16 protein-coding genes are annotated in these 18869 nt (G+C 66.0%); 7 read left to right on the top strand and 9 right to left on the bottom strand.

What is annotated here, in order from left to right:
- The first annotated feature begins 19 nt into the window (after nucleotides 1-19).
- Nucleotides 20-3319 carry an arabinosyltransferase domain-containing protein gene (locus ACWCPQ_RS18400; protein ID WP_449900219.1) on the top strand — a complete coding sequence of 1100 codons (3300 nt, stop codon included), beginning with the start codon at nucleotides 20-22 and terminating at the stop codon, nucleotides 3317-3319.
- A 122-nt stretch (nucleotides 3320-3441) separates the two neighbouring features.
- Nucleotides 3442-3603 (top strand): hypothetical protein, encoded by a 162-nt coding sequence (locus ACWCPQ_RS18395; RefSeq protein WP_169333235.1) that lies wholly within the window; start codon nucleotides 3442-3444, stop codon nucleotides 3601-3603.
- Nucleotides 3604-3723: 120 nt separating this feature from the next.
- On the opposite strand, the gene ACWCPQ_RS18390 is transcribed toward ACWCPQ_RS18395, so the two are convergent.
- Nucleotides 3724-4503, bottom strand: a complete 780-nt coding sequence (locus ACWCPQ_RS18390; RefSeq protein ID WP_449900218.1) for a decaprenylphospho-beta-D-erythro-pentofuranosid-2-ulose 2-reductase — start codon at nucleotides 4501-4503, stop codon at nucleotides 3724-3726.
- Entirely contained in the window at nucleotides 4500-5975 is a 1476-nt protein-coding gene (locus tag ACWCPQ_RS18385; RefSeq protein ID WP_449900216.1) for an FAD-binding protein, read from the bottom strand. Before ACWCPQ_RS18385 ends, ACWCPQ_RS18390 begins: the two co-directional genes overlap by 4 nt.
- 232 nt (nucleotides 5976-6207) lie before the next feature.
- Here ACWCPQ_RS18385 and ACWCPQ_RS18380 point away from each other — a divergent pair, with 232 nt between their 5' ends.
- Complete coding sequence (locus ACWCPQ_RS18380) at nucleotides 6208-6645, top strand: GtrA family protein (protein WP_449900214.1); 438 nt, start codon at nucleotides 6208-6210, stop codon at nucleotides 6643-6645.
- A 110-nt stretch (nucleotides 6646-6755) separates the two neighbouring features.
- Here ACWCPQ_RS18380 and ACWCPQ_RS18375 read toward each other — a convergent pair whose 3' ends face one another.
- Complete coding sequence (locus ACWCPQ_RS18375; RefSeq protein ID WP_449900212.1) at nucleotides 6756-7259, bottom strand: hypothetical protein; 504 nt, start codon at nucleotides 7257-7259, stop codon at nucleotides 6756-6758.
- A 291-nt stretch (nucleotides 7260-7550) separates the two neighbouring features.
- Here ACWCPQ_RS18375 and ACWCPQ_RS18370 point away from each other — a divergent pair, with 291 nt between their 5' ends.
- Nucleotides 7551-8108: a DUF4282 domain-containing protein gene (locus ACWCPQ_RS18370; protein WP_449900210.1), complete on the top strand. Its 558-nt coding sequence runs from the start codon at nucleotides 7551-7553 to the stop codon at nucleotides 8106-8108.
- 65 nt (nucleotides 8109-8173) lie between these two features.
- Here the strand turns inward: ACWCPQ_RS18370 and ACWCPQ_RS18365 are convergent, their stop codons facing one another.
- On the bottom strand, nucleotides 8174-8740 hold the full coding sequence (locus ACWCPQ_RS18365; RefSeq protein ID WP_449900208.1) for a dTDP-4-dehydrorhamnose 3,5-epimerase family protein: 567 nt from the start codon (nucleotides 8738-8740) through the stop codon (nucleotides 8174-8176).
- 8 nt (nucleotides 8741-8748) lie between these two features.
- Nucleotides 8749-9621 (bottom strand): glucose-1-phosphate thymidylyltransferase RfbA, encoded by an 873-nt coding sequence (rfbA, locus tag ACWCPQ_RS18360; protein ID WP_449900206.1) that lies wholly within the window; start codon nucleotides 9619-9621, stop codon nucleotides 8749-8751.
- A gap of 554 nt (nucleotides 9622-10175) precedes the next feature.
- Here rfbA and ACWCPQ_RS18355 point away from each other — a divergent pair.
- A complete protein-coding gene (locus ACWCPQ_RS18355; RefSeq protein ID WP_449900259.1) occupies nucleotides 10176-11216 on the top strand; it encodes an ATP-grasp domain-containing protein in 1041 nt (346 codons plus the stop codon).
- Nucleotides 11217-11285: 69 nt separating this feature from the next.
- Nucleotides 11286-13241, top strand: coding sequence for a hypothetical protein (locus tag ACWCPQ_RS18350; RefSeq protein ID WP_449900257.1), 1956 nt, complete (start codon nucleotides 11286-11288; stop codon nucleotides 13239-13241).
- Between the two features lie 4 nt (nucleotides 13242-13245).
- On the opposite strand, the gene ACWCPQ_RS18345 is transcribed toward ACWCPQ_RS18350, so the two are convergent.
- The gene (locus ACWCPQ_RS18345) at nucleotides 13246-14067 is read right to left on the bottom strand and encodes an LLM class F420-dependent oxidoreductase (protein WP_449900254.1); all 822 of its coding nucleotides are present in this window, start codon (nucleotides 14065-14067) and stop codon (nucleotides 13246-13248) included.
- A 64-nt stretch (nucleotides 14068-14131) separates the two neighbouring features.
- Nucleotides 14132-14833: a hypothetical protein gene (locus ACWCPQ_RS18340; RefSeq protein ID WP_449900204.1), complete on the bottom strand. Its 702-nt coding sequence runs from the start codon at nucleotides 14831-14833 to the stop codon at nucleotides 14132-14134.
- Between the two features lie 301 nt (nucleotides 14834-15134).
- Between ACWCPQ_RS18340 and rfbB the strand changes: the two genes are divergently transcribed.
- Nucleotides 15135-16145 (top strand): dTDP-glucose 4,6-dehydratase, encoded by a 1011-nt coding sequence (gene rfbB / locus ACWCPQ_RS18335; protein WP_449900202.1) that lies wholly within the window; start codon nucleotides 15135-15137, stop codon nucleotides 16143-16145.
- A gap of 64 nt (nucleotides 16146-16209) precedes the next feature.
- Here rfbB and ACWCPQ_RS18330 read toward each other — a convergent pair whose 3' ends face one another.
- Together ACWCPQ_RS18330 and ACWCPQ_RS18325 are read right to left on the bottom strand one after the other, a co-directional pair.
- Nucleotides 16210-17730 (bottom strand): DUF2142 domain-containing protein, encoded by a 1521-nt coding sequence (locus ACWCPQ_RS18330; protein WP_449900200.1) that lies wholly within the window; start codon nucleotides 17728-17730, stop codon nucleotides 16210-16212.
- Complete coding sequence (locus tag ACWCPQ_RS18325) at nucleotides 17727-18797, bottom strand: glycosyltransferase (RefSeq protein WP_449900198.1); 1071 nt, start codon at nucleotides 18795-18797, stop codon at nucleotides 17727-17729. Before ACWCPQ_RS18325 ends, ACWCPQ_RS18330 begins: the two co-directional genes overlap by 4 nt.
- Between the last annotated feature and the right edge of the window lie 72 nt (nucleotides 18798-18869).

The following is an 18869-nucleotide window of genomic DNA, read 5'->3' as shown; positions in this document are numbered from 1 at the left end:
CCCGTGTGTCCCTCCGGCCATGCGCGGTCTCCGAGCGGGGTGGTGCCTATTAGAGTCGAGCCCCGTGCGACCGGACCGATCTCCTCGAGCGTTGAACCGTATCCGCCTGCTGGCTCTGGTTTCCGGGCTACTCGGGTTCGTGCTGGCGTTGGCGGCGCCACTGCTGCCGGTGCGCCAGGATCGGACGAGCCTGGACTGGCCGCAGGCGGGCGCCGCCAGTGTCGAGGCGCCGCTGGTGAGTTATCAGCCGCTGCGGTTGAACCTCACGGTGCCGTGCCCGGTGCTGCGCGGCGCCGAGGGCACCGTGGTGGAAACAGTTCCCGACGGTTCGGGCCAGTCCTCGGCGCGGGGGCTGCGAGTGACGGTCACCGGTGACACCCTGTCGGTGGTGCTGCGCGATGTACCGCTGCTCGCCGCCGATCGCGCGGAGCTCGGCGGTTGTACAGCCCTGACCGTCACCTCGTCGGCCGCTGTGTCCACCGCGGAACTCACCGGTACCGCGCGCGCCGACGGGACTCCGTTTCGCGCGGAGGTGGGCCGGGATATCCGGCCGCAGCTGGTCGGGGTCTTCACCGATCTGCCGGAGGCGCAGCTCGGCGGTATCCGGTTGCACGCCGATATAGATTCTCGATTCACCTCGTCGCCGACCCCGCTCAAGATCGCCGCGATCACCGGTGCGGTGGTGTTCACGGTGCTGGCCCTGATCGCGCTGCATCTCCTCGACACCACCGACGGCCGCCGTGCCCGCCGCTTCCTACCCGCGCACTGGTGGCGTTTCGGGCTCGCCGACGGCGTGGTGCTCGGTGTCCTCGCGGGCTGGCACATCATCGGTGCCAACACCTCCGACGACGGCTACATCCTGAACATGGCCCGAGTTTCGGACAAAGCCGGATACCTGGCGAACTACTACCGCTGGTTCGGGGTCCCGGAGGCTCCGTTCGGCTGGTCCTACGAGGTGCTGGCGTGGATGACGCGGGTCTCGGAGTCCAGCCCGTGGATGCGGTTGCCCACGCTGCTCGCCGGAATCGTGTGCTGGCTGGTGATCAGCCGTGAAGTGCTGCCCAGACTCGGCGCCCGGGTCCGCGGCAACAAGATCGCCTTGTGGACCGCCGGCCTGGTGTTCCTGGCTTTCTGGCTGCCCTACGACAACGGTCTGCGCCCGGAACCGCTGATTGCCGCGGGGGCCCTGCTCACCTGGTGTTCGATCGAACGCGCCATCGCCACCGCGCGGTTGCTGCCCGCCGCGATCGCGGTCCTCATCGCCGCGTTCTCCTTGGCCGCCGGGCCGACGGGGCTGATCTGTATCGCCGCGCTGATCGCCGGATCCCGCCCCGTCCTGCAGATCATCATCGCTCGCGCGCGTGGCGGCTCCTCGCGCGGGCAGGCCCTGTGGCGCTACGCGAGCGTTGTGGCGCCGGGCCTGGCGGCCGGAACCCTGGTGCTGGTGGTGATCTTCGCCGACCAGACATTGTCGACGGTGATGGAGGCCACCCGGGTCCGGACGGCGGTCGGGCCGAATGTGGCCTGGTTCGACGAGCGCACCCGCTGGGACTCGCTGCTCATGCTGTCGCCGGACGGTTCGCTGGCCCGCCGCTTCGGTGTCCTGCTGATGCTGCTCTGCCTGCTGGTATGCGTGCTCCAGGTGTTGCGCAAGGGCCGGATACCCGGGACCTCGCGCGGGCCGTCGGTGCGCATCCTGGGCATTGTTTTCGCCTCGCTGCTGCTCATGATGTTCACGCCCACCAAATGGACCCACCATTTCGGTGTGTACGCGGGTCTCGCCGGATCGCTGGCCGCGCTGGCGGCGGTCGCGGTCGGTACCGACGGTATCCGCGCGCCGCGGAACCGCGCGTTGTTCGCCGCCGCCGTCTTGTTTCTGCTGGCGATCACGTTCACCGGTTCGAACGGCTGGTGGTACGTATCCAGTTACGGCGTTCCGTGGTGGGACAAGGCCCCGTTGATCGCGGGCAAGGGGCTGTCCACCCTGTTCCTCGGTCTGGCCGTTCTCGCGCTGCTGGTGGCGCTGTGGCTGCACTACCGCGCGCCCTATCGCGGCGGGCCGCCGTCGCGGTCGGCCCGGTACGCCTCCGCCCCGCTCACCGTCGCCGCCGCCCTGCTGGTGCTCTTCGAGATCGCGTCGCTGACCAAGGCGGCCATCGGGCAGTACCCGGCCTATTCCATCGCGAAATCGAATATCCGCGCCATGGCCGGTGATTCGTGCGGCCTCGCCGACGATGTGCTGGTGGAAACCGATACCGCCGACTCGCTCCTGCTCCCGTACGAGGGGAATCCGGCGGACGGCCTGGTTTCCGCCGATCCCGACGCGCAGACCGTCGGATTCACTCCGGACGGTGTCGCCGACGATCTGACCGCCGACGCCGAGGAGACCACCTCCGGGGGCGCGAACACCGTCGAATCCGATACCGAGAACAAGACCACCGACACCACCGGCGCCGGCACCGGCGGTGGCACATCGGTACAGACCGGTATCAACGGTTCCACGGTGGCGCTACCCTTCGGTCTCGACCCGGCCCGTACTCCGGTGCTCGGTAGCTATCAGGACGGTGACCAGCAGCAGGCGAAGCTCACCACCCAGTGGTACCGCCTGGATCTCACCGACGAGATGCGGGCCGATCCGGCCTACCGGGTCCTGGCACTCACGGCCGCCGGGCGGATCAAATCGGTGGACGCCGACGGTGTGCTCACCTACGGTCAGGATCTCACGGTCGAGTACGGAACGCGGAATGCCGACGGGACCATGAAGGTCCTCGGTTCGGTGACCCCGCTCGATATCGGACCGAATCCGTCGTGGCGCAATCTGCGGGTGCCGTTGGATCAGCTGCCCCGGGAAGTGAACGCGGTCCGCCTGGTGGCAGTGGACAACGACATCACCGAACGGCAGTGGCTGGCGGTGACCCCGCCACGGCTGCCGCGTCTGGCGACGCTGGACTCCGTTGTGGGACATACCGACCCGGTCCTGCTGGACTGGCACGTCGGTTTGGCCTTCGGCTGCCAGCGGCCGTTCGATCACGCGCACGGCGTCGCGGAGGTGCCGCGCTGGCGGATCCTGCCGGATCGGGTCGGATCCGATGCTTCCAACGCGTGGCAGGACAATATCGGCGGTGGTCCGCTGGGCTGGACCGAGCTACTGCTGGAAGCCGATTCGGTCGCGACCTATCTGTCCGACGACTGGGCCCGGGACTGGGGTTCGCTGGAACATTTCACCCCGTACCGCCCCGACGCCGGACCTGCCGAACTGACCGTTACGCAGGAGAACCGCAGCGGTGCGAGTGCCGACGATCCGATCCGTGTGAGTTGAACGAGGTTGTGCTACATCGAGACTCGTCTATCAAGTGGTGTGGCTCACATGTTGGTTTATTTCCACGAGAGGGAATCGCTGAACGGATGACGAACGGCGACCCGGCCCGTACGCTGGTTCGCATGACTTCGGCCTTCGATGATATGGAATTGCGCGATCTCGTCGGCTTGCTCACCGACGAGGAGCAAAAGGAACTACGACCGTCGGTATTACGCGTCCTCGGGCGCCTGCCGTCTCAGGAGGTGCTGCGCCGCGAATTGGGCCAGCGGATGACACGCGTTTGACAGTGGCCGTGGCCGCGGAACACCGCGGCCCGCCGGAAGTACCGAATACGACGAGGGCCGTCGCTCGCCGGAGAAATCCGGAAGCGACGGCCCTCGGGCTTTCGCGGTGTGACCCGTGTATCAGACGGGCAGCCGGCGGAAGATCGGCCGGGGGATATGGCGCAGGATCATCATCACGTAGCGGAACGCACCCGGCGCCCAGATGAGGTCCTTACCCTTCTCCGAGGCGGCGACCGCCAGCGCGGCGACCTCTTCCTTGTCGACCGTGAACGGCGCCTCTTTCCCGCCGGTGGCCTTCCAGTGCTCGATCGTGGTCGTCGTGCGCACCTGGCCCGGCCGGATGACGAGCACCCGCGGACCGTGCGGACGCAGCGCCTCGCCGAGGCCCAGGTAGAAACCGTCCAGACCCGCCTTGGTGGAGCCGTAGACGAAGTTGGAGCGGCGTACCCGCTCACCGGCCGCCGAGGACATGGCGATGATCCGGCCGAAGCCCTGCGCCTTCATCTTCTCGCCGATCAGCACGCCCACCGATACCGCGGCGGTGTAGTTGATCTGCGCGATCTGTACGGCTTTGCGCTGGTCCTGCCAGAGTTCCTCGGCATTGCCGAGCAGCCCGAACGCGACGATCGCGACATCGATATCACCGTCGGCCCAGGCCTGATCGACCACCTTCGGATGAGTATCGGTATCGAGAGCGTCGAAGTCGATCACATCGACCTGGTCGGCTCCGGCGGCCTTCGTCTGCGCGACGGCGGTATCGCGCAGCGGATCGTTCGGGAGGGTGGCCAGGACCACTCGGGCGGGGCCCTTCTTCAGGTACTCCGCAACGATCGCGAGGCCGATTTCCGAGGTCCCGCCGAACAGCAGAATGGACTGCGGATTGCCTACCGCGTTGATCACTGAAGCTCCAGCCTTCTCGCCATATCGGACATGAAAACGCCTGTGGGGTCGACGCTGCGGCGTACCTTGATCCACTCGTCGATCCGGGGATACATCTGGTGGAAGGCTTCGGCGGTGGTGCGCGAATCCTTACCGGTGTAGAGCCGGCCACCGAATTCCAGGACCCGGCGGTCCAGTTCGGTGACGAAATCGTTGAGGCCGGGCGCGATCGGGAAGTCCAGGCAGACATTCCAGCCCGGCATCGGGAAGCTCAGCGGCGCCTGGTTGCCCTCACCGAAGTACTTGAACACGTTCAGGAAAGAATAGTGACCGCTGGCCTGGATATCGATGAGAATCTGCTTGAACTCCTCGACGGCCTCCGGCGGCACCACGAACTGGTACTGCAGGAAACCCCGTGACCCGTAGGCCCGGTTCCACTCGCCGAGCATATCGAGCGGATGGTAGAAAGCCGTCAGATCCTGCGGCTTCTGCCGGTAGGTGGCGCCCTTGCGATACCAGATCTCGGTGGCGAGAGTGAACGTCTTGTTGTTCAGCAGCCCGTTCGGGAAAACGTCCGGGAAGGTGAGGAACGTCTTCCCGGTGAAGCCCAGCGGGTTCTTGCGCAGCTTCTTGGGCAGCTGGTCCAGTTTGGCCAGCGAACCACGCGAGATCACCGCCCGGCCCAGTTTCGGCATCGGGCTCAGCGCGTCGAACCAGGCCGAGCTGTACTCGTAGTTGTCCTCCGAGCCGTCGCTGTGGAACGCGATGGTCTCGTCGAGGCCCGAGGTCACATCGCCGTCGGCGATGAAGTACGCGGTCTCGGTCGGGGTCATCTCGATGGTCGCGCGCAGGATGATGCCGGTGAGCCCGCAGCCGCCGACCGTGGCCCAGAAGAGTTTGGCGTTCTTCTTGGGGCCGATGGTCTGCACTTCACCGTCGGCGGTGAGTAGTTGGATCGAGCGAACATGGTTGCCGAAGCTGCCCGCGCTGTGATGGTTCTTACCGTGGATATCGGAGCCGATCGCGCCCCCGACGGTCACCTGGCGGGTACCGGGCAGAACGGGGACCCACAGACCGAACGGGAGAGCGGCCTTCATCAGCTGGTCGAGGTTCACACCTGCGTCGACATCCACCAGACGGGTGTCCTGGTCGATGCGGTGGATCTTGTTCAGGGCGGTCATATCGATGACCAGCCCGCCCGCGTTCTGCGCGTTGTCGCCATAGGAGCGGCCGAGCCCGCGCGCGATCACACCGCGACGTAGATGCTCCGGCTTGCCGTCGTTGTCCTGGGCGACCATGGCGACCGCGCGGGCGATGAGTTCGGGATCGCTGGTCGAGAGAACCTCGGCGGTCGTGGCCGCCGTCCGGGCCCATCCGGTGAGCGTCCGGGTTCGCGTGGGTAGCGTGAACCCCGGACCAGCGGTATCTGGATCGCCGGCCGATGGGGTCTCGGTACCGGACGCCTGAGTCGAGGTCGGAGCTTTCGTGGACATCGGCTTAGAGGCTACAGGTATGAGCGGAATCCGGTTCAACGGAATCGGCGTTCGATTCGTTACCCGTGCAAACGATCCGGCGTCGGCCGCCCACCCGTCCTCTCGCTTCCGCCGCCGGACAAGTACATTTCCGTCGGTGGGCTCAGAAAGCAACGCAGTAAGTCGGAGTGCCCCGGTCGTGCCGGAGGGCGCCGGGGAAGTTTCCGTCTCGCCCGAGGAGCCGGTCGCCGCCGTGTCCGAACCGGAGAACCCGGATGTTCCCGGGCAGGAGAGCGCGCAGATCGGCCTGGTGACACAGCTGGTGCGGTTCGCCTTGACCGGCGCACTGTCGGCCGTGGTCGACTTCGGGCTCTACGTGCTGCTGCTGGAGGCGGTGGGCCTGCCGGTGAACCCGGCCAAAGCGATCGGCTTCATCGCCGGCACCACCACGGCCTACCTGATCAACCGCCGATGGACCTTCGATGCGGAGCCCAGCCGGGCCAGGTTCGTCGCCGTGGTGATCCTCTACGCGCTGACCTTCTGCGTGCAGGTGGGCATCAACTGGGTCTTCTATCACGCCTTCGACGAGGGTCTGTGGTGGCGCGTCCCGGTGGCGTACGTCATCGCTCAGGGCACGGCCACGGTGATCAACTTCGTGGTCCAGCGTCTGGTCATCTTCCGTATTCGCTAGTTCCGCGCAGCGGTGAGCCCCGGTCGTCCGATACGACCGGGGCTCTGTTGCTTGTTCACAGATGAAGTTGTTCCTACACCGAAGCCGCGAGTCGGCCCGCGGCGGCTGCCTCAGGCGCAGGCGGCGCTGGTCAGACGGTGTGTCCGGCGGGCACGGGCGGATACGGAACGGACCGCTGCACCGATCGCGACCACCGGCGGGATCCAGCGGGCCTCGTCCGGGCCCACACCCCAGCTGGCCGAACCGGCCGAGAGGTGGGTGGGCGGCAGCGGGATGCCGTCGCCGTCGGTGTACACGACCGCACCGGCCTCGCGCAGCGCCTCGACCGCACGCTGGGCCTTGCGCATCCCGGTGACCAAGTGGATCTCGCGGCGCTCGGCACCCGGAATCTCGATCACCGGACCGGTCAGATTGTTCGCTCGCATGTAGCGACGGACCGACGCGGCCAACTCCCCGGTGACCTCGACGGCGGACAGGTCTTCGTCGGTGATAAGGCACAGGCCGTTGGTCGTTTCGGCGACCGTCCAGCCACGCTGGGCGTAATCCCGCGCGGCAGCGGACTTCGCGGCCGCCGAGACGGAAGTCGGAAACGTCGTACGCACTGTCATCTCCATTCCCCGGTATAGATAAGCTCCGGCTTTCATGGGTCGTATCGGTGCCGGGTGCCCGGGGCGTTACGCCGTTCCAGGGAATTTTTTCGACTGTCGGCTTCCTCTCATTTGTGGCGGCAGTCGAGATCCACTGGTACAGGGTGATCGCCGGGATTCTGGTTGGCTTCGCGGATGGAATCCGGGGAGGATCCCGTTATGGCCAGCGAGGCAGCGGACGAATCCCCGAGAACCGGTCCGGCGGCGGCCGGAGCACCTGAGCCGGCGGTTCCTCCCGCGCCGACCGTCGGCGCCGGAATGAGACCGCCGGAGCAGGACGATACTGCGGATTCGCCTGGTCGGCGAATCCGGCGGAAACTCAGCTGGCGGGCCGAGGCGGCGCAACGCTTCGCCGATGCGGCCGCCGCCGAAGAGGCCGAACCCCGGCCCGAACGGGGTGATCGGGCCGGAGCGGTCGGGTCCTGGGGGACCGACGCGCTACGCGGGCTACTGGATGTGCAGTTCCGCCGCCCGGCGACACGGACCCTGTTACCGCTGGTCTATCTGCTCGGACTGGCTTTCGCGATCGCCGCCCCGGTGCTGCTCACTGTTCTGGCATGGCGGGTATCGGCGCTGCTCGGAGTGCTTGCGGCGCTGCTGGCGATACCGCTCGCGCTGACGATCGCGGCCGCGGTTCGGCTCTTGCTGGAGTTCCTGGTGAATGCCTCCAGGCTCGCGACCCGCGTGGAGCACATCAGTGATCTCGCCGACGATCTGTTCCAGGTGCTGTCGGAGGTGGCCGAACCGGTGAACCAGTTGTCGGAGGATGTACGGGCCGTGCAGTTCTGGCGTTTCCGCCGCGGCCCCCGGAAATAGACCGTTCGGTGTGGTGAATCGCTCAGCGGTTGCGCGGGTGAATAACTCGGTACCTGCGAGCCGGATCACTCGGCGGCGGTCCGGCTCCGCAGCGATGGAGCCGCGGCGTCCTTGGCGGAACGGAGATATGTGAGCTCTTGCCCGTCGCGACCCGTCGCGGGCCAATCGATCGCCAGATCCGGGTCGAACGCATCCAGATCGTGGTCGTGTTCGGGGCTGTACTCGAGCGAACACAGATAGGTGAGGACCGAATCGTCCTGGAGGGACAGCACCGCGTGCCCGAGCCCTTCGGACAGGAAGATCGAACGGCGGTCGATATCGTCGAGTACCACGCTGTCCCACCGGCCGAAGGTGGGGGAACCGGGGCGCAGATCGACAACGACGTCCAGGAACGCACCGCGTCCACAGGTCACGTATTTCGCCTGGCCGGGCGGATCGTCGGTGTAGTGGATGCCGCGCAGTACTCCGGCGGCGGAGACAGACGTGTTGACCTGCAACAGATCGAAGGATCGGCCGGTGGCCTTCTCGAATTCCGAGGCCCGGAAGGTCTCGGCGAAGGCGCCCCGATCGTCGCCGTGGATCTTCGGAGTGAAGACCCAGGCGCCGGGGATCGACAGCTCACTGATCCGCATCTACCCACTCACCAACTTCGTCCGTGCTCGAGCAGATCGAGCAGGTACCCACCGTAGCCGGAGCGGGTGAGCGGGTCGGCGAGCAGGCACAGCTGCTCGTCGTCGATATAGCCCATCCGCCACGCGACCTCCTCGGGTACCCCGATTTTGAGGCCTTGGCGCTCCTCGATGGTGCGGACGTAGTTGGCGGCGTCCAGCAACGAGTCGAACGTCCCGGTGTCCAGCCATGCGGTGCCTCGGGCCAGGAGATCGACGTTGAGTTTGCCCGCGTCCAGGTAGGCCCGATTGATATCGCTGATCTCGTATTCCCCTCGGGCCGAGGGTTGCAGGCCGCGTGCGATCGCCACCACGTCGTTGTCGTAGAAGTACAGGCCCGGGATCGCGTAGTTGGATCGCGGGAGCTTCGGTTTCTCCTCGATGGAGATCGCCTTGCCGTCGGCGAATTCGACCACACCATAGGCGGTGGGGTCCGATACCCGATAGGCGAAGATGGCGCCCCCGTCGATCTCGGCGAACCGGTGCAGGCTGGTGCCGAGACCGGGCCCGTGGAAGATGTTGTCGCCCAGGACCAGCGCGGCCGAATCATCACCGATATGGTCGGCGCCCAGCACGAACGCCCGGGCGAGGCCGTCGGGAACCGGCTGCACGACATAGTCGATCGTGATCCCGAACTGGGACCCGTCGCCTAGGAGCCGGGTGAAGGATTCGGCGTCCTCGGGTGTGGTGATCACGAGGATGTCCCGGATGCCGGCCAGCATGAGAGTGGACAGCGGGTAGTAGACCATGGGTTTGTCGTAGACCGGGACCAGCTGTTTGCTCACCCCGCGCGTGATCGGATGCAAACGCGACCCGGTGCCGCCCGCCAGAATGATTCCGCGCATGTTCGGTCAGTGTGCCAGCCCCGGCGTGGTGGGCTGCGTGCGGCAGCCGGTTCCCGGTCGTCGCGGCGGGCGGGCGCGCGACCCGGTGCCGCCTCGGCGCCGGTCGCCACACCGGGTGTACCCGAGGCGTTACGGCCGCGGCACCGTTTGGTATCGCGGCCCGGTGGGTACCCATGAAAAATGAGGGCGATACAGCGGTCCGATCCAGATCCGTTTCGATATTTTTACTGAGGATTCGGTCGAGTATCCGCCCGAATTCCGCGCCGGTGCGGTTTTCCGCACACGGCTGTGATATTGCGCCCTCGAGATCTGATAAGTGCAGGAAAAGGGATTGAGAGGGGTAGGCTTTGTCGGTTCCGGATTTGGAATCAAGAAATCGAAACCCGGATAAGGGGTACATTGCGCTGCTGGGCTGGAGTCTGAATGCGGTCGAGGCGATCGATCGATTCGACCGGCGCTATGTGGTGGTCGCCCCGGAATGGGCCGAAGGGTACTGTACCGAACATGAGATACCGTATATTCCTTGGAATTTCGAACGGCTCAACGAACGTTCGGTGGAGATCGCCGAAACGCTACGGGACATGGGTGTGGATGTCGCCATTCCGATCTTCGAGGAGACCGTGGAATGGGCCGGAGCCATCAATTCCGTGCTTCTGAACAACCCGCGGTTGTTCGGCCAGGCCATGCTGTTGCGGGACAAGGCCCTGATGAAACGTCGAGCGCAGCTCGGCGGAATCCGGGTCGGCATCTTCGAGGAAGCGCACGAGCGCGACGATGTCATACGTTTTCTGAAAAGGGTCAATCAGACCCTGATGAAACTCGACGGTGACCCGAACGATCCCATCCACATCAAGGCCTTCGACAAGGCAGGATGTCTCGGCCACCGGGTAATCCGGACGCCGGACGAGATCGAGACGATCCCCGACGAGGATTTCCCGGTACTCATGGAATCCCACCTCGACGGCTGGGAATTTGCTGTCGAGGCCTGGATCCACAACGGAAAGATCCAGTTCCTCAATATTTCCGAATATGTGACGCTCGGATACTCTGTTTTTGTACCGGCGACCCCGGAACTGGAGAAATATCGGCCGGAGATCACCCGTCAGGTGGAACGGCTGATCAAAACCTTCGATATCGACTTCGGATTCGTACATCCCGAATACTTCGTCACCAGTGACGGTGAGATGTACTTCGGGGAGGTGGCCTACCGGCCGCCTGGATTCAAGGTGTTCGAACTATTGGAACGGTCGTACGGATTCAATGCCTACCACGGGTTGGTTCTCGCATTCGATCCGAAGACCACCGAGGAGGAGATCGCGGACTTCTTCCCACGGGAAGTGATAGATGCCAAGGGGCACGCCGGCACCTTCGGGGTATACCCGCGCCGGCGGGTCGTAAGTCGATTGTCCGTACCGGAGGAGACCGAAGATCACGAATACTTCGAATCGCACGAACTGTCCTCTCCGCTGACCGAGAAAGTGATGAAACGGACCGCATTCGGAAACCATTGGGGTCTTCTGTACTTCTTCGGAGACGACCCGTACACTCTCCGGGATCTGTTGAAGAGGCAGGAAGAGCTCGATTTCTATATTTGATCCGTTGCCGGCAACGGATTCGTCGGGGAGGTTCGGCGATTGAGTCCATTCAGCAGCGGTGACGAGTCCATGGACAGGCATCTGGCCAGACTGGACGACGCCACCCAGGCACTTGCGGATGCCGGTGATTTCGGCAAGCAGGTGAAGCTGTCGCGGGTATTCGGCGCACTACGCCGGGTACTGCTGCTGCCCGGTGGTTGCGCAGCGGTGCGGTCACGTGCGGCGCGACTGGACATCGCCGGACTGTTCCTCGGTACGGACTGGGCCCGCCCGCAGATCCTCATCCCGTCGCTGAGCAGCGGTTCGCTGCGCAGCACCAATCCGGACACCGTCGTCCTGGAAACGGTGAGCAACCTGCGGTTGCTGGAGATCGCCAAGGGCGACTACGTGCACCCGCTGGTTTCCGCCGAGCAGGCCCACCATCATCTCTCCCAGGTACTGGCGATAAATTTGTCGCTGCTGTTCACCCCGCCGACCGAGGCCGAGCGGACACAGCAGGGACGGATGGCCCAGGTATCTCGGGAGCTGCTGCGCCATCTGGTGGAGGAGGTGGGATACGAGAAGGTCCTCGAGAATCTCGTCGACGAGATCTGGCGCATCCTGCGGCAGCGGCCGATCCAGGTGGAGCCGGTGAAACGGATGATCACCCAGATCGCCGTCGCGCGCAGTAATCCCGATATCGATCTGGGCGCCGGTGGTCTGGGTGCCGACCGGTTGATCAGCAGCCTCTACGGCACCACCGACGCCTGCCGGGAGGATCCCGGCGTCGAGGTGTACCGGGCCCGGCTCGAGACGATGGACGACAGCGCCCTGCAGTACGAGACAGCGGGTTTCGCGCGCTCGATGCACGATACCGGGCTGGTTTCGCCGTACCACGCGGTACTGCTGCGCTTTCTGCTGAGCAAGGGCGAGTACCTGCTGGGTGAGGCGCTGGGCCTGTCCAGCACCGGTCGCGAATGCCTGCTGTGTTACCACGAATTGGTGCGGCGGCTGATCGACGAGGCCGTGCACGTCGAGACCGCGCAGTGTATCTACGGGCTGGCCTTGCTGCTGGAACGCGGCATCCTCTACCAGCCCCCGGTCGCCCCGGCGCTGTGGCGGCAACTGGCACTACAGCTCTCCCCGCATTCCCGGCAGCGCCTGACCCAGGTCTTCGGGCCGCAACCCGCCCCGCGGGCACGGCTGCTGTCGGGGACGTTGTCGGTCCTGGGACAGCCACTGGGTATCGGCCAGGGCGACAACCCGACCTGCCAGTCCGCGCGGGCGTTGTCCATGTGGTCCTACAACGACCCCGACTATCTGTTGCAGACCCTGGCCTGGGCCGTCCGCGACGACGAGGTCGTGATGCACTTCGAGGGTGAGCCCATTTCCTCGCGGGATCTCGCCGCAGGGCTCGTCACGGAGCTGCCGGTGGACCTCGATCCGGTATCGCTGCTGGTAGTGCCGCATCTGGACCGTATCTACGCGGAGATGGGCCGCCGTTGTATCGGCCGGGAAGGCGATCCGCATCGCTGGATCAACCCGGAATTCCACGGCTGGTGGTCGGGCCGCGGGTTCCGGATCAATGTCGACGTGGCCACCGGCAACCTGACCGATATGGACGGGTTCCTCCGGCATTTCTATGCCGGTTACCACCCGTTCTACAACGGCAACCAGCCATTGATCCACCCGCAACCCGCCGGGGTCGCGGTGACCGACAGCGCGGCCCGTTTCGTGGGCTGGCACGCGATCACGATCCTGCGGGTGGCGCTGGATCCCCAGGAGCGGATGCGGGTCTACTTCTACAACCCGAACAACGACAGCGGCCAGGACTGGGGCGACGGTGTGGTGGTCGGTACCGCCGGGCAGGGCGAACGGTTCGGGGAAGCCTCGCTACCCTTCGAACAGTTCGCCTCGCGCCTCTACATCTTCCATTTCGATCCGCTCGAACCCGGTGAGCCGGCCGCGGTCGGCCGGGACGAACTGGACGAAGTGGTCGGTTACGTCCAGCGGAGTTGGGGCGCCGCCCGGATGGGCGCCGACTGATCGTTCAGCTCCGGTACCGCTCGACCAGTGTCGCGAGTTCGTCGAGGGCGCGCAGCGAATCCGCTTCGGGCTCGGTCTCCAGTTTCAGCGTCACCCGCTGCACCCCGGCTTCGGCGTAGGCGTCCAGTACCGCGGGGTCCGCCGGGGCCGGCGTGACCGTGACCGGCAGACCGCTCGCGGAGAACTCCGCCAGCTGGGCCACGACCGCGGCCGGGTCGGTCACGCCGTTGGGGATCCAGCCCACCCCGTGGCGGATCGCGCGCCGGGCCGCGGCCTCGCCACCACCGATGAAAATGGGCGGATGTGGCTTACGGTGTGGTTTGGGCCACGCGTAGATCGGGTCGAAATCGATGAATTTGCCGTGGTATTCGGCGAGATCCTCGGTCCAGATCGCGACGATCGCCTCCAGCTGTTCGTCCAGCAGGGCGCCGCGTGTGCGTGGATCGGTACCGTGGTCGGCCATCTCCTCCCGATTCCAGCCGACCCCGACCCCGAAGGCCACTCGGCCACCGGATATCTGGTCGAGGGTCGCGATCTCCTTCGCGGTGTGGATGAGGTCGCGCTGGATCAGCAGGGTGACCCCGGTGCCGAGGACCAGCCGGTCGGTGACGGCCGCGATCGCGCCGAGGACGACGAACGGGTCCAGGGTGCGGTAATAGACCCGGGGTAGATCGCCGCCGCCGGGATACGCGGACTCCCGGCTCGCCGGGATATGCGAATGCTCCGCGAGGAAAAGCGATTCGAAACCGCGTTCCTCGAGGGCCGGTCCCAGGACGGTTCCGCTGATGCCCTCATCGGTCAGGAAGGTGTTGACGCCGATCTCCATGACAGGACCGAACATCGCGACCACCCCGAATATTTCGGGGGTGGTCGCGAGCTCTGAGCTCCGGTCAGCCCGCCGGGAACGGCTCGTTGATCGTGGTGACGTACTGGATCACCGCGCCGATGATCACCGGGGCGGTGATGAAGAGCTGGCCCGCCACCGTACCCAGGGCGCCGACCGCGATGATGCCGCCCAGGCAGCCGATCACCGCGGCCGGGACGAACGGTCCGAAGAGCCCGACGATGGTCGCCGCGGCCACGGTCGCGCCCGCGGCCCCGCCCAGGACGCAGCCGAGAGCGGCGCCGCCCAGGCTGCCGACGGCGGTGCCGATCGCCGCTCCGGTGGCGATGGTGTCCTTGAGCCGGGTGAAGGCGGCGACTTCACGGTCGTAGGGCGTCTTCCACGGTGCGCTTTCCTGATGGGGCAGGGCGACCGGCTGGTATATCGCCCGGTCCGGGTCCAGTTGCGGCGTGAGCGTCGCGGTGTGGCCGGCGATGTCCACCGCGATCGGGAACTCGAAATCGTCGAGCCGGAACGTCAGTGGGGTGCCCGCGACCAGGGTGCCGTCGGCGGCCTCGATCTTGAAGATACCGTCTTCGACCAGCATGGATCCGGAGTCGGTGGTGACGACGGAGCGATCGCCGACGACCTGCGCGGTGAAACCCACCGGTTCCGGTGGGATCGTGGGTGCCGCGTGGGCACTGCCTGATGCGATACCGACCGCGGCAATGAGCAGGGTCGACATCGTGGTCAAACTCCGGACGAGCATGTGTTCACCTCATAGGAGAGTGCGGGCACGGAATCGTGTCGAGCGAACGGACGCGGCCGACCGGGGGTGGGGTCGGCTGGATCCAGGCACGAAGACTATCGGTAGTGCCGCTGGCCTCGAACGATCGGGTCCGCCAAAAACATTCTTCTGCTTCGTCTTTCGGAAAATCTCGCTTTCCGGATCGGATGCCGGGTCGGTCCGCCGGTCCGGGGCGCGAAGCTGCGACCCGATCACCTGCCACTGTCCCCGGCGCTGCCGCCGACCGCGTCCCGGGACTATGACCAGGACGTACAGTGAACGAGTGCGTCTACTCGTGACCGGTGGAGCCGGGTTCATCGGAGCCAATTTCGTCCAGCACACCGTCGCCGAACGCCCGGATACGACGGTGACCGTGCTGGACGCACTCACCTACGCCGGCAATCGGGCCTCCCTCGACCCGGTAGCCGACCGTATCGACTTCGTCCACGGCGATATCGCGGACCTGGACCTGGTCGACGAACTGGTCAGCGGTGTGGACGCGGTGGTGCATTTCGCCGCCGAATCACACAACGACAACTCACTGGCCGAGCCGTGGCCGTTCGTGCAGACCAATATCGTCGGCACCTATTCGCTGTTGCAGGCAGTCCGGCGCCACAATGTGCGCTACCACCACGTGTCCACCGACGAGGTGTACGGCGACCTCGCACCCGAGGACCCCCCGTTCTCCGAGCGCACCGCCTACAACCCGTCGAGTCCGTACTCGGCGACCAAGGCGGCCAGCGATATGCTCGTCCGCGCCTGGGTGCGGTCCTTCGGACTGCGTGCCACGCTGTCGAACTGCTCCAACAACTACGGGCCGTATCAGCATGTGGAGAAGTTCATTCCGCGCCAGATCACCAACCTGATCGACGGGGTGCGGCCGCGCCTCTACGGTGCCGGGCACCAGATCCGGGACTGGATCCACGTGGAGGACCACAATCGTGCGGTCTGGGATGTGCTCGAACGGGGCCGGATCGGCCGCACCTACCTGATCGGGGCCGACGGGGAACTGGACAATCGGACCGTGGTGGAGCTGCTCCTCGCCGAATTCGGTCGGCAACCGGGCGATTTCGACCACGTCACCGATCGGGCCGGACACGATCAGCGCTATGCGATAGACGCCGGCCCGCTGCGCACGGAACTGGGCTGGGAACCCCGCTACGCCGACTTCCGGTCGGGGCTGTCGGCCACCGTCGCCTGGTACCGGGAGCACGAATCCTGGTGGCGGCCGATGAAGGCCGCCACCGAGCGCACCTACGCCGAGTCAGGGGAGCGGACCATATCCGTTTCGTGAGAACGCCCGGCCCCGCCGAAGGCGCGGACCGGGCGTATCCGGTGGGGTGGGTACCTGTCGGTCGTCAGGCCCAGACGTAGATGTGGTACTTCGCGACCGAGGTGATCAGGGCGATCAGTGCGGCGACGACGATGGTCACCGCTGCGTAGCGGCCCGGCGCGCGGTCGCCGGGGCCGCGGAGCCGGAATGGCATCCAGCGCAGCAGTACCGCGAACGACACGATCGCCAGCGGAACGAAATAGCGGCCCTGTACGCCGTCGATGATGTAGTAGCCGACCGGGGTGAACGACATGTAGAGCGTCACGTAGATCATCGCGACACTGGCCGCCATGATCAGCGCGACCAGCAGCGTGCGCCGGAAATTCGGCAGCTCGAATCGTTCCGCCATTCCGACGCTCACCGCGAAAGCGAGCAGGCAGGCCACGACCGCGGTGGCGGGCACATCGATATAGGCGAAGCCCAGTTCGCCGAAGAATTCGGTGAACCATTCCTGGTCGCGCCGCAGGATGCTCTCCCAGAAGGTGCGCAGGAAGCCGAACGGGTCGGTGATGATGCCGGTCAGCTGTTCGCCGGTATCTACCGTGTACCACTGGTGGCGGGGCCGCATCAGGCTGGTGCCCTCGCCGGTGGGTGCGGCGATCTTCATCCAGACGGCGAACCCGAGCGCGCCCAGCGCGGCGCAGGCCCAGATGAGCCAGCGGCGCCATCCGTCGAGTCCCATTCGCGCGGCGGGGATCAGCACCACGAGCATGGCCAGCAGCACATAGGTCGGTTTGCACAACGGCAGCAGAATTGCGGTGCCCAGTACCGCGGTGGTCTCGATCCGGCCCAGCCGCGCCCCGAGGAACAGACCCTTGACCAGCAGTGCCGATACCAGAACCGCCAGGGCGTTGGTGAGGGTGTCGGCGGTGACCGTGCCCGCCTGGAAAACCGCGATGGGCAACACGGCCACAGTGAAGGCCAGCCATTGGATGCGGTGCCCGCGCAGCGCCCACAGCGCGAAGCCGACGACGAGCAGATACGCGGCCAGCCCGGACAACCGGGTGAGCCGGACCATGGTGCCGGCGTCGGCGTCGATCAGTTCGGCGAACCGGATCCCGATCGCGTTGGGCACGTAGGGAACCGCGGAATAGGCGGCGGTGTTGGTGAACCAGACGATCTTGCGCTCATCGGTGACAGGGGCGTCGCCGAGCCGCTGGTACGCGCCCGGATCGGCCACATCGGGGTACGGTTCGCCGGGGTTGTGGGTGTAGTCGTTCAGTGCGTAACCCATCAGCGCCTCGACCGCCGCCGGCACCTCACCGCCGTAGGAGACGCCCCGGTCGTCGTCGATACGCGTGGGGGTCAGTCCGCCGTGAGCGACCTGGTAGGCGCGCCCGAACTGGGTGAGCTCGTCGTGACCCCAGAACGGCGGACTCATCACCGCGAACACCAGGCCGAAGATCCCGGCCAGCAGGGTGAACGCGATGGTCGCCGGTCCCACCCGGCGCACCAGCGCTTCGCCGGTCCGCCGGGACCTGTCCAGCGCTGAACCACCCGCGGCCTGCTCGGGTCCGGCAGGGCGGGTCTCGGTATCGGCGGTCAACGGATGTCCCCGGCCACAATGTCCGGGCGGTCCGTAGCGGTCGCTGCCGGTGGCGTTCCCGCGCCCGGGGCCTCGTAACGGAGGTAGATCAACCGGGACGCCTCGTGCCGGGAACGGCGGATACCGTCCAGGATCAGGCCCGCGGTCCAGGCCAGGAAGCCGACCAGCAGCAGGGTGCAGGCGAGGAACAGGGTGGGGAAGCGGGGCACGGTGTGGGTGTCGTAGTACTCCACGATGATCGGGACCGTGAGCACGACCGAGATGAGCCAGCTGACCGTACCCAGCAGGCCGTAGAACGCGACCGGGCGTTCGTGCCTGGCCAATCCGACGATGAGCGCCAGGATCTTGAAACCGTCGTGGTAGGTGCGCAGTTTGCTCTCGCTGCCGGCCGGCCGGTCCCGGAAACCCACCGGTACCGCGGTCTGCGGAACTCGCAGATGCAGCGAATGGACCGTGAGTTCGGTCTCGATCTCGAATTCACGTGATACCGCGGGGAAACTCTTCACGAAACGGCGGGAGAACACCCGGAAACCGCTGAGCATATCTTCGACGTTTTCGCCGAAGACCTTGCCGACCACCCCGTTGAGGACTCTGTTCCCGGTTTCGTGTCCGGCCCGGTAGGCCGATCCGTTCTCGTCCTGTTTCCGGACGCCGAGGACGTGATCGTACGGGCCGGACAGCAGGGTTTCGATCATCTGCGGTGCCGCGGATGCCTCGTAAGTGTCGTCGCCGTCGATCATCAGATAGATATCGGCCTCGATATCGGCGAAGGCGCGGCGCACCACATTGCCCTTGCCCTTCGCCCGCTCCGCGCGCACGATCGCCCCGGCGGCCCGGGCTTTCTCGGCGGTGGCGTCGGTGCTGAGGTTGTCGTACACGTACACGACAATTCCGGGCACCGCGGCCTTCAGGTCGGCCACGACCTTGGCGACCGATGCTTCTTCGTTGTGGCACGGGACCACGGCGGCGATGCTGAGCGTATCGGGCACGAGCGAGGGCCCTGCGTGGTCACGTGGCGCTACCGCCGCCGGGCCTGACTCGCTGATGGCGTGTTCGGTGGATTCCACCTGGTCAAATCCTCGAAATCGACGGATATGGGAACACGGGGAGAGTACCGGGTCCGAGTTCATCCGGCATGA

This window comes from Nocardia sp. NPDC001965, from assembly GCF_053594175.1.
Note: the sequence above shows the minus strand (reverse complement) of the source record. Positions and strands in the feature narration are given on the sequence as shown.

Excerpts from the sequence above, each read along its gene's own strand:
- ACWCPQ_RS18400 (WP_449900219.1), top strand. The coding sequence starts at position 20 with ATGCGCGGTCTCCGAGCGGGGTGGTGCCTATTAGAGTCGAGCCCCGTG.
- ACWCPQ_RS18395 (WP_169333235.1), top strand. The coding sequence starts at position 3,442 with ATGACTTCGGCCTTCGATGATATGGAATTGCGCGATCTCGTCGGCTTG.
- ACWCPQ_RS18385 (WP_449900216.1), bottom strand. The coding sequence starts at position 5,975 with ATGTCCACGAAAGCTCCGACCTCGACTCAGGCGTCCGGTACCGAGACC.
- ACWCPQ_RS18375 (WP_449900212.1), bottom strand. The coding sequence starts at position 7,259 with ATGGAGATGACAGTGCGTACGACGTTTCCGACTTCCGTCTCGGCGGCC.
- ACWCPQ_RS18370 (WP_449900210.1), top strand. The coding sequence starts at position 7,551 with ATGAGACCGCCGGAGCAGGACGATACTGCGGATTCGCCTGGTCGGCGA.
- ACWCPQ_RS18365 (WP_449900208.1), bottom strand. The coding sequence starts at position 8,740 with ATGCGGATCAGTGAGCTGTCGATCCCCGGCGCCTGGGTCTTCACTCCG.
- rfbA (WP_449900206.1), bottom strand. The coding sequence starts at position 9,621 with ATGCGCGGAATCATTCTGGCGGGCGGCACCGGGTCGCGTTTGCATCCG.
- ACWCPQ_RS18350 (WP_449900257.1), top strand. The coding sequence starts at position 11,286 with ATGGACAGGCATCTGGCCAGACTGGACGACGCCACCCAGGCACTTGCG.
- ACWCPQ_RS18345 (WP_449900254.1), bottom strand. The coding sequence starts at position 14,067 with ATGGAGATCGGCGTCAACACCTTCCTGACCGATGAGGGCATCAGCGGA.
- ACWCPQ_RS18340 (WP_449900204.1), bottom strand. The coding sequence starts at position 14,833 with ATGCTCGTCCGGAGTTTGACCACGATGTCGACCCTGCTCATTGCCGCG.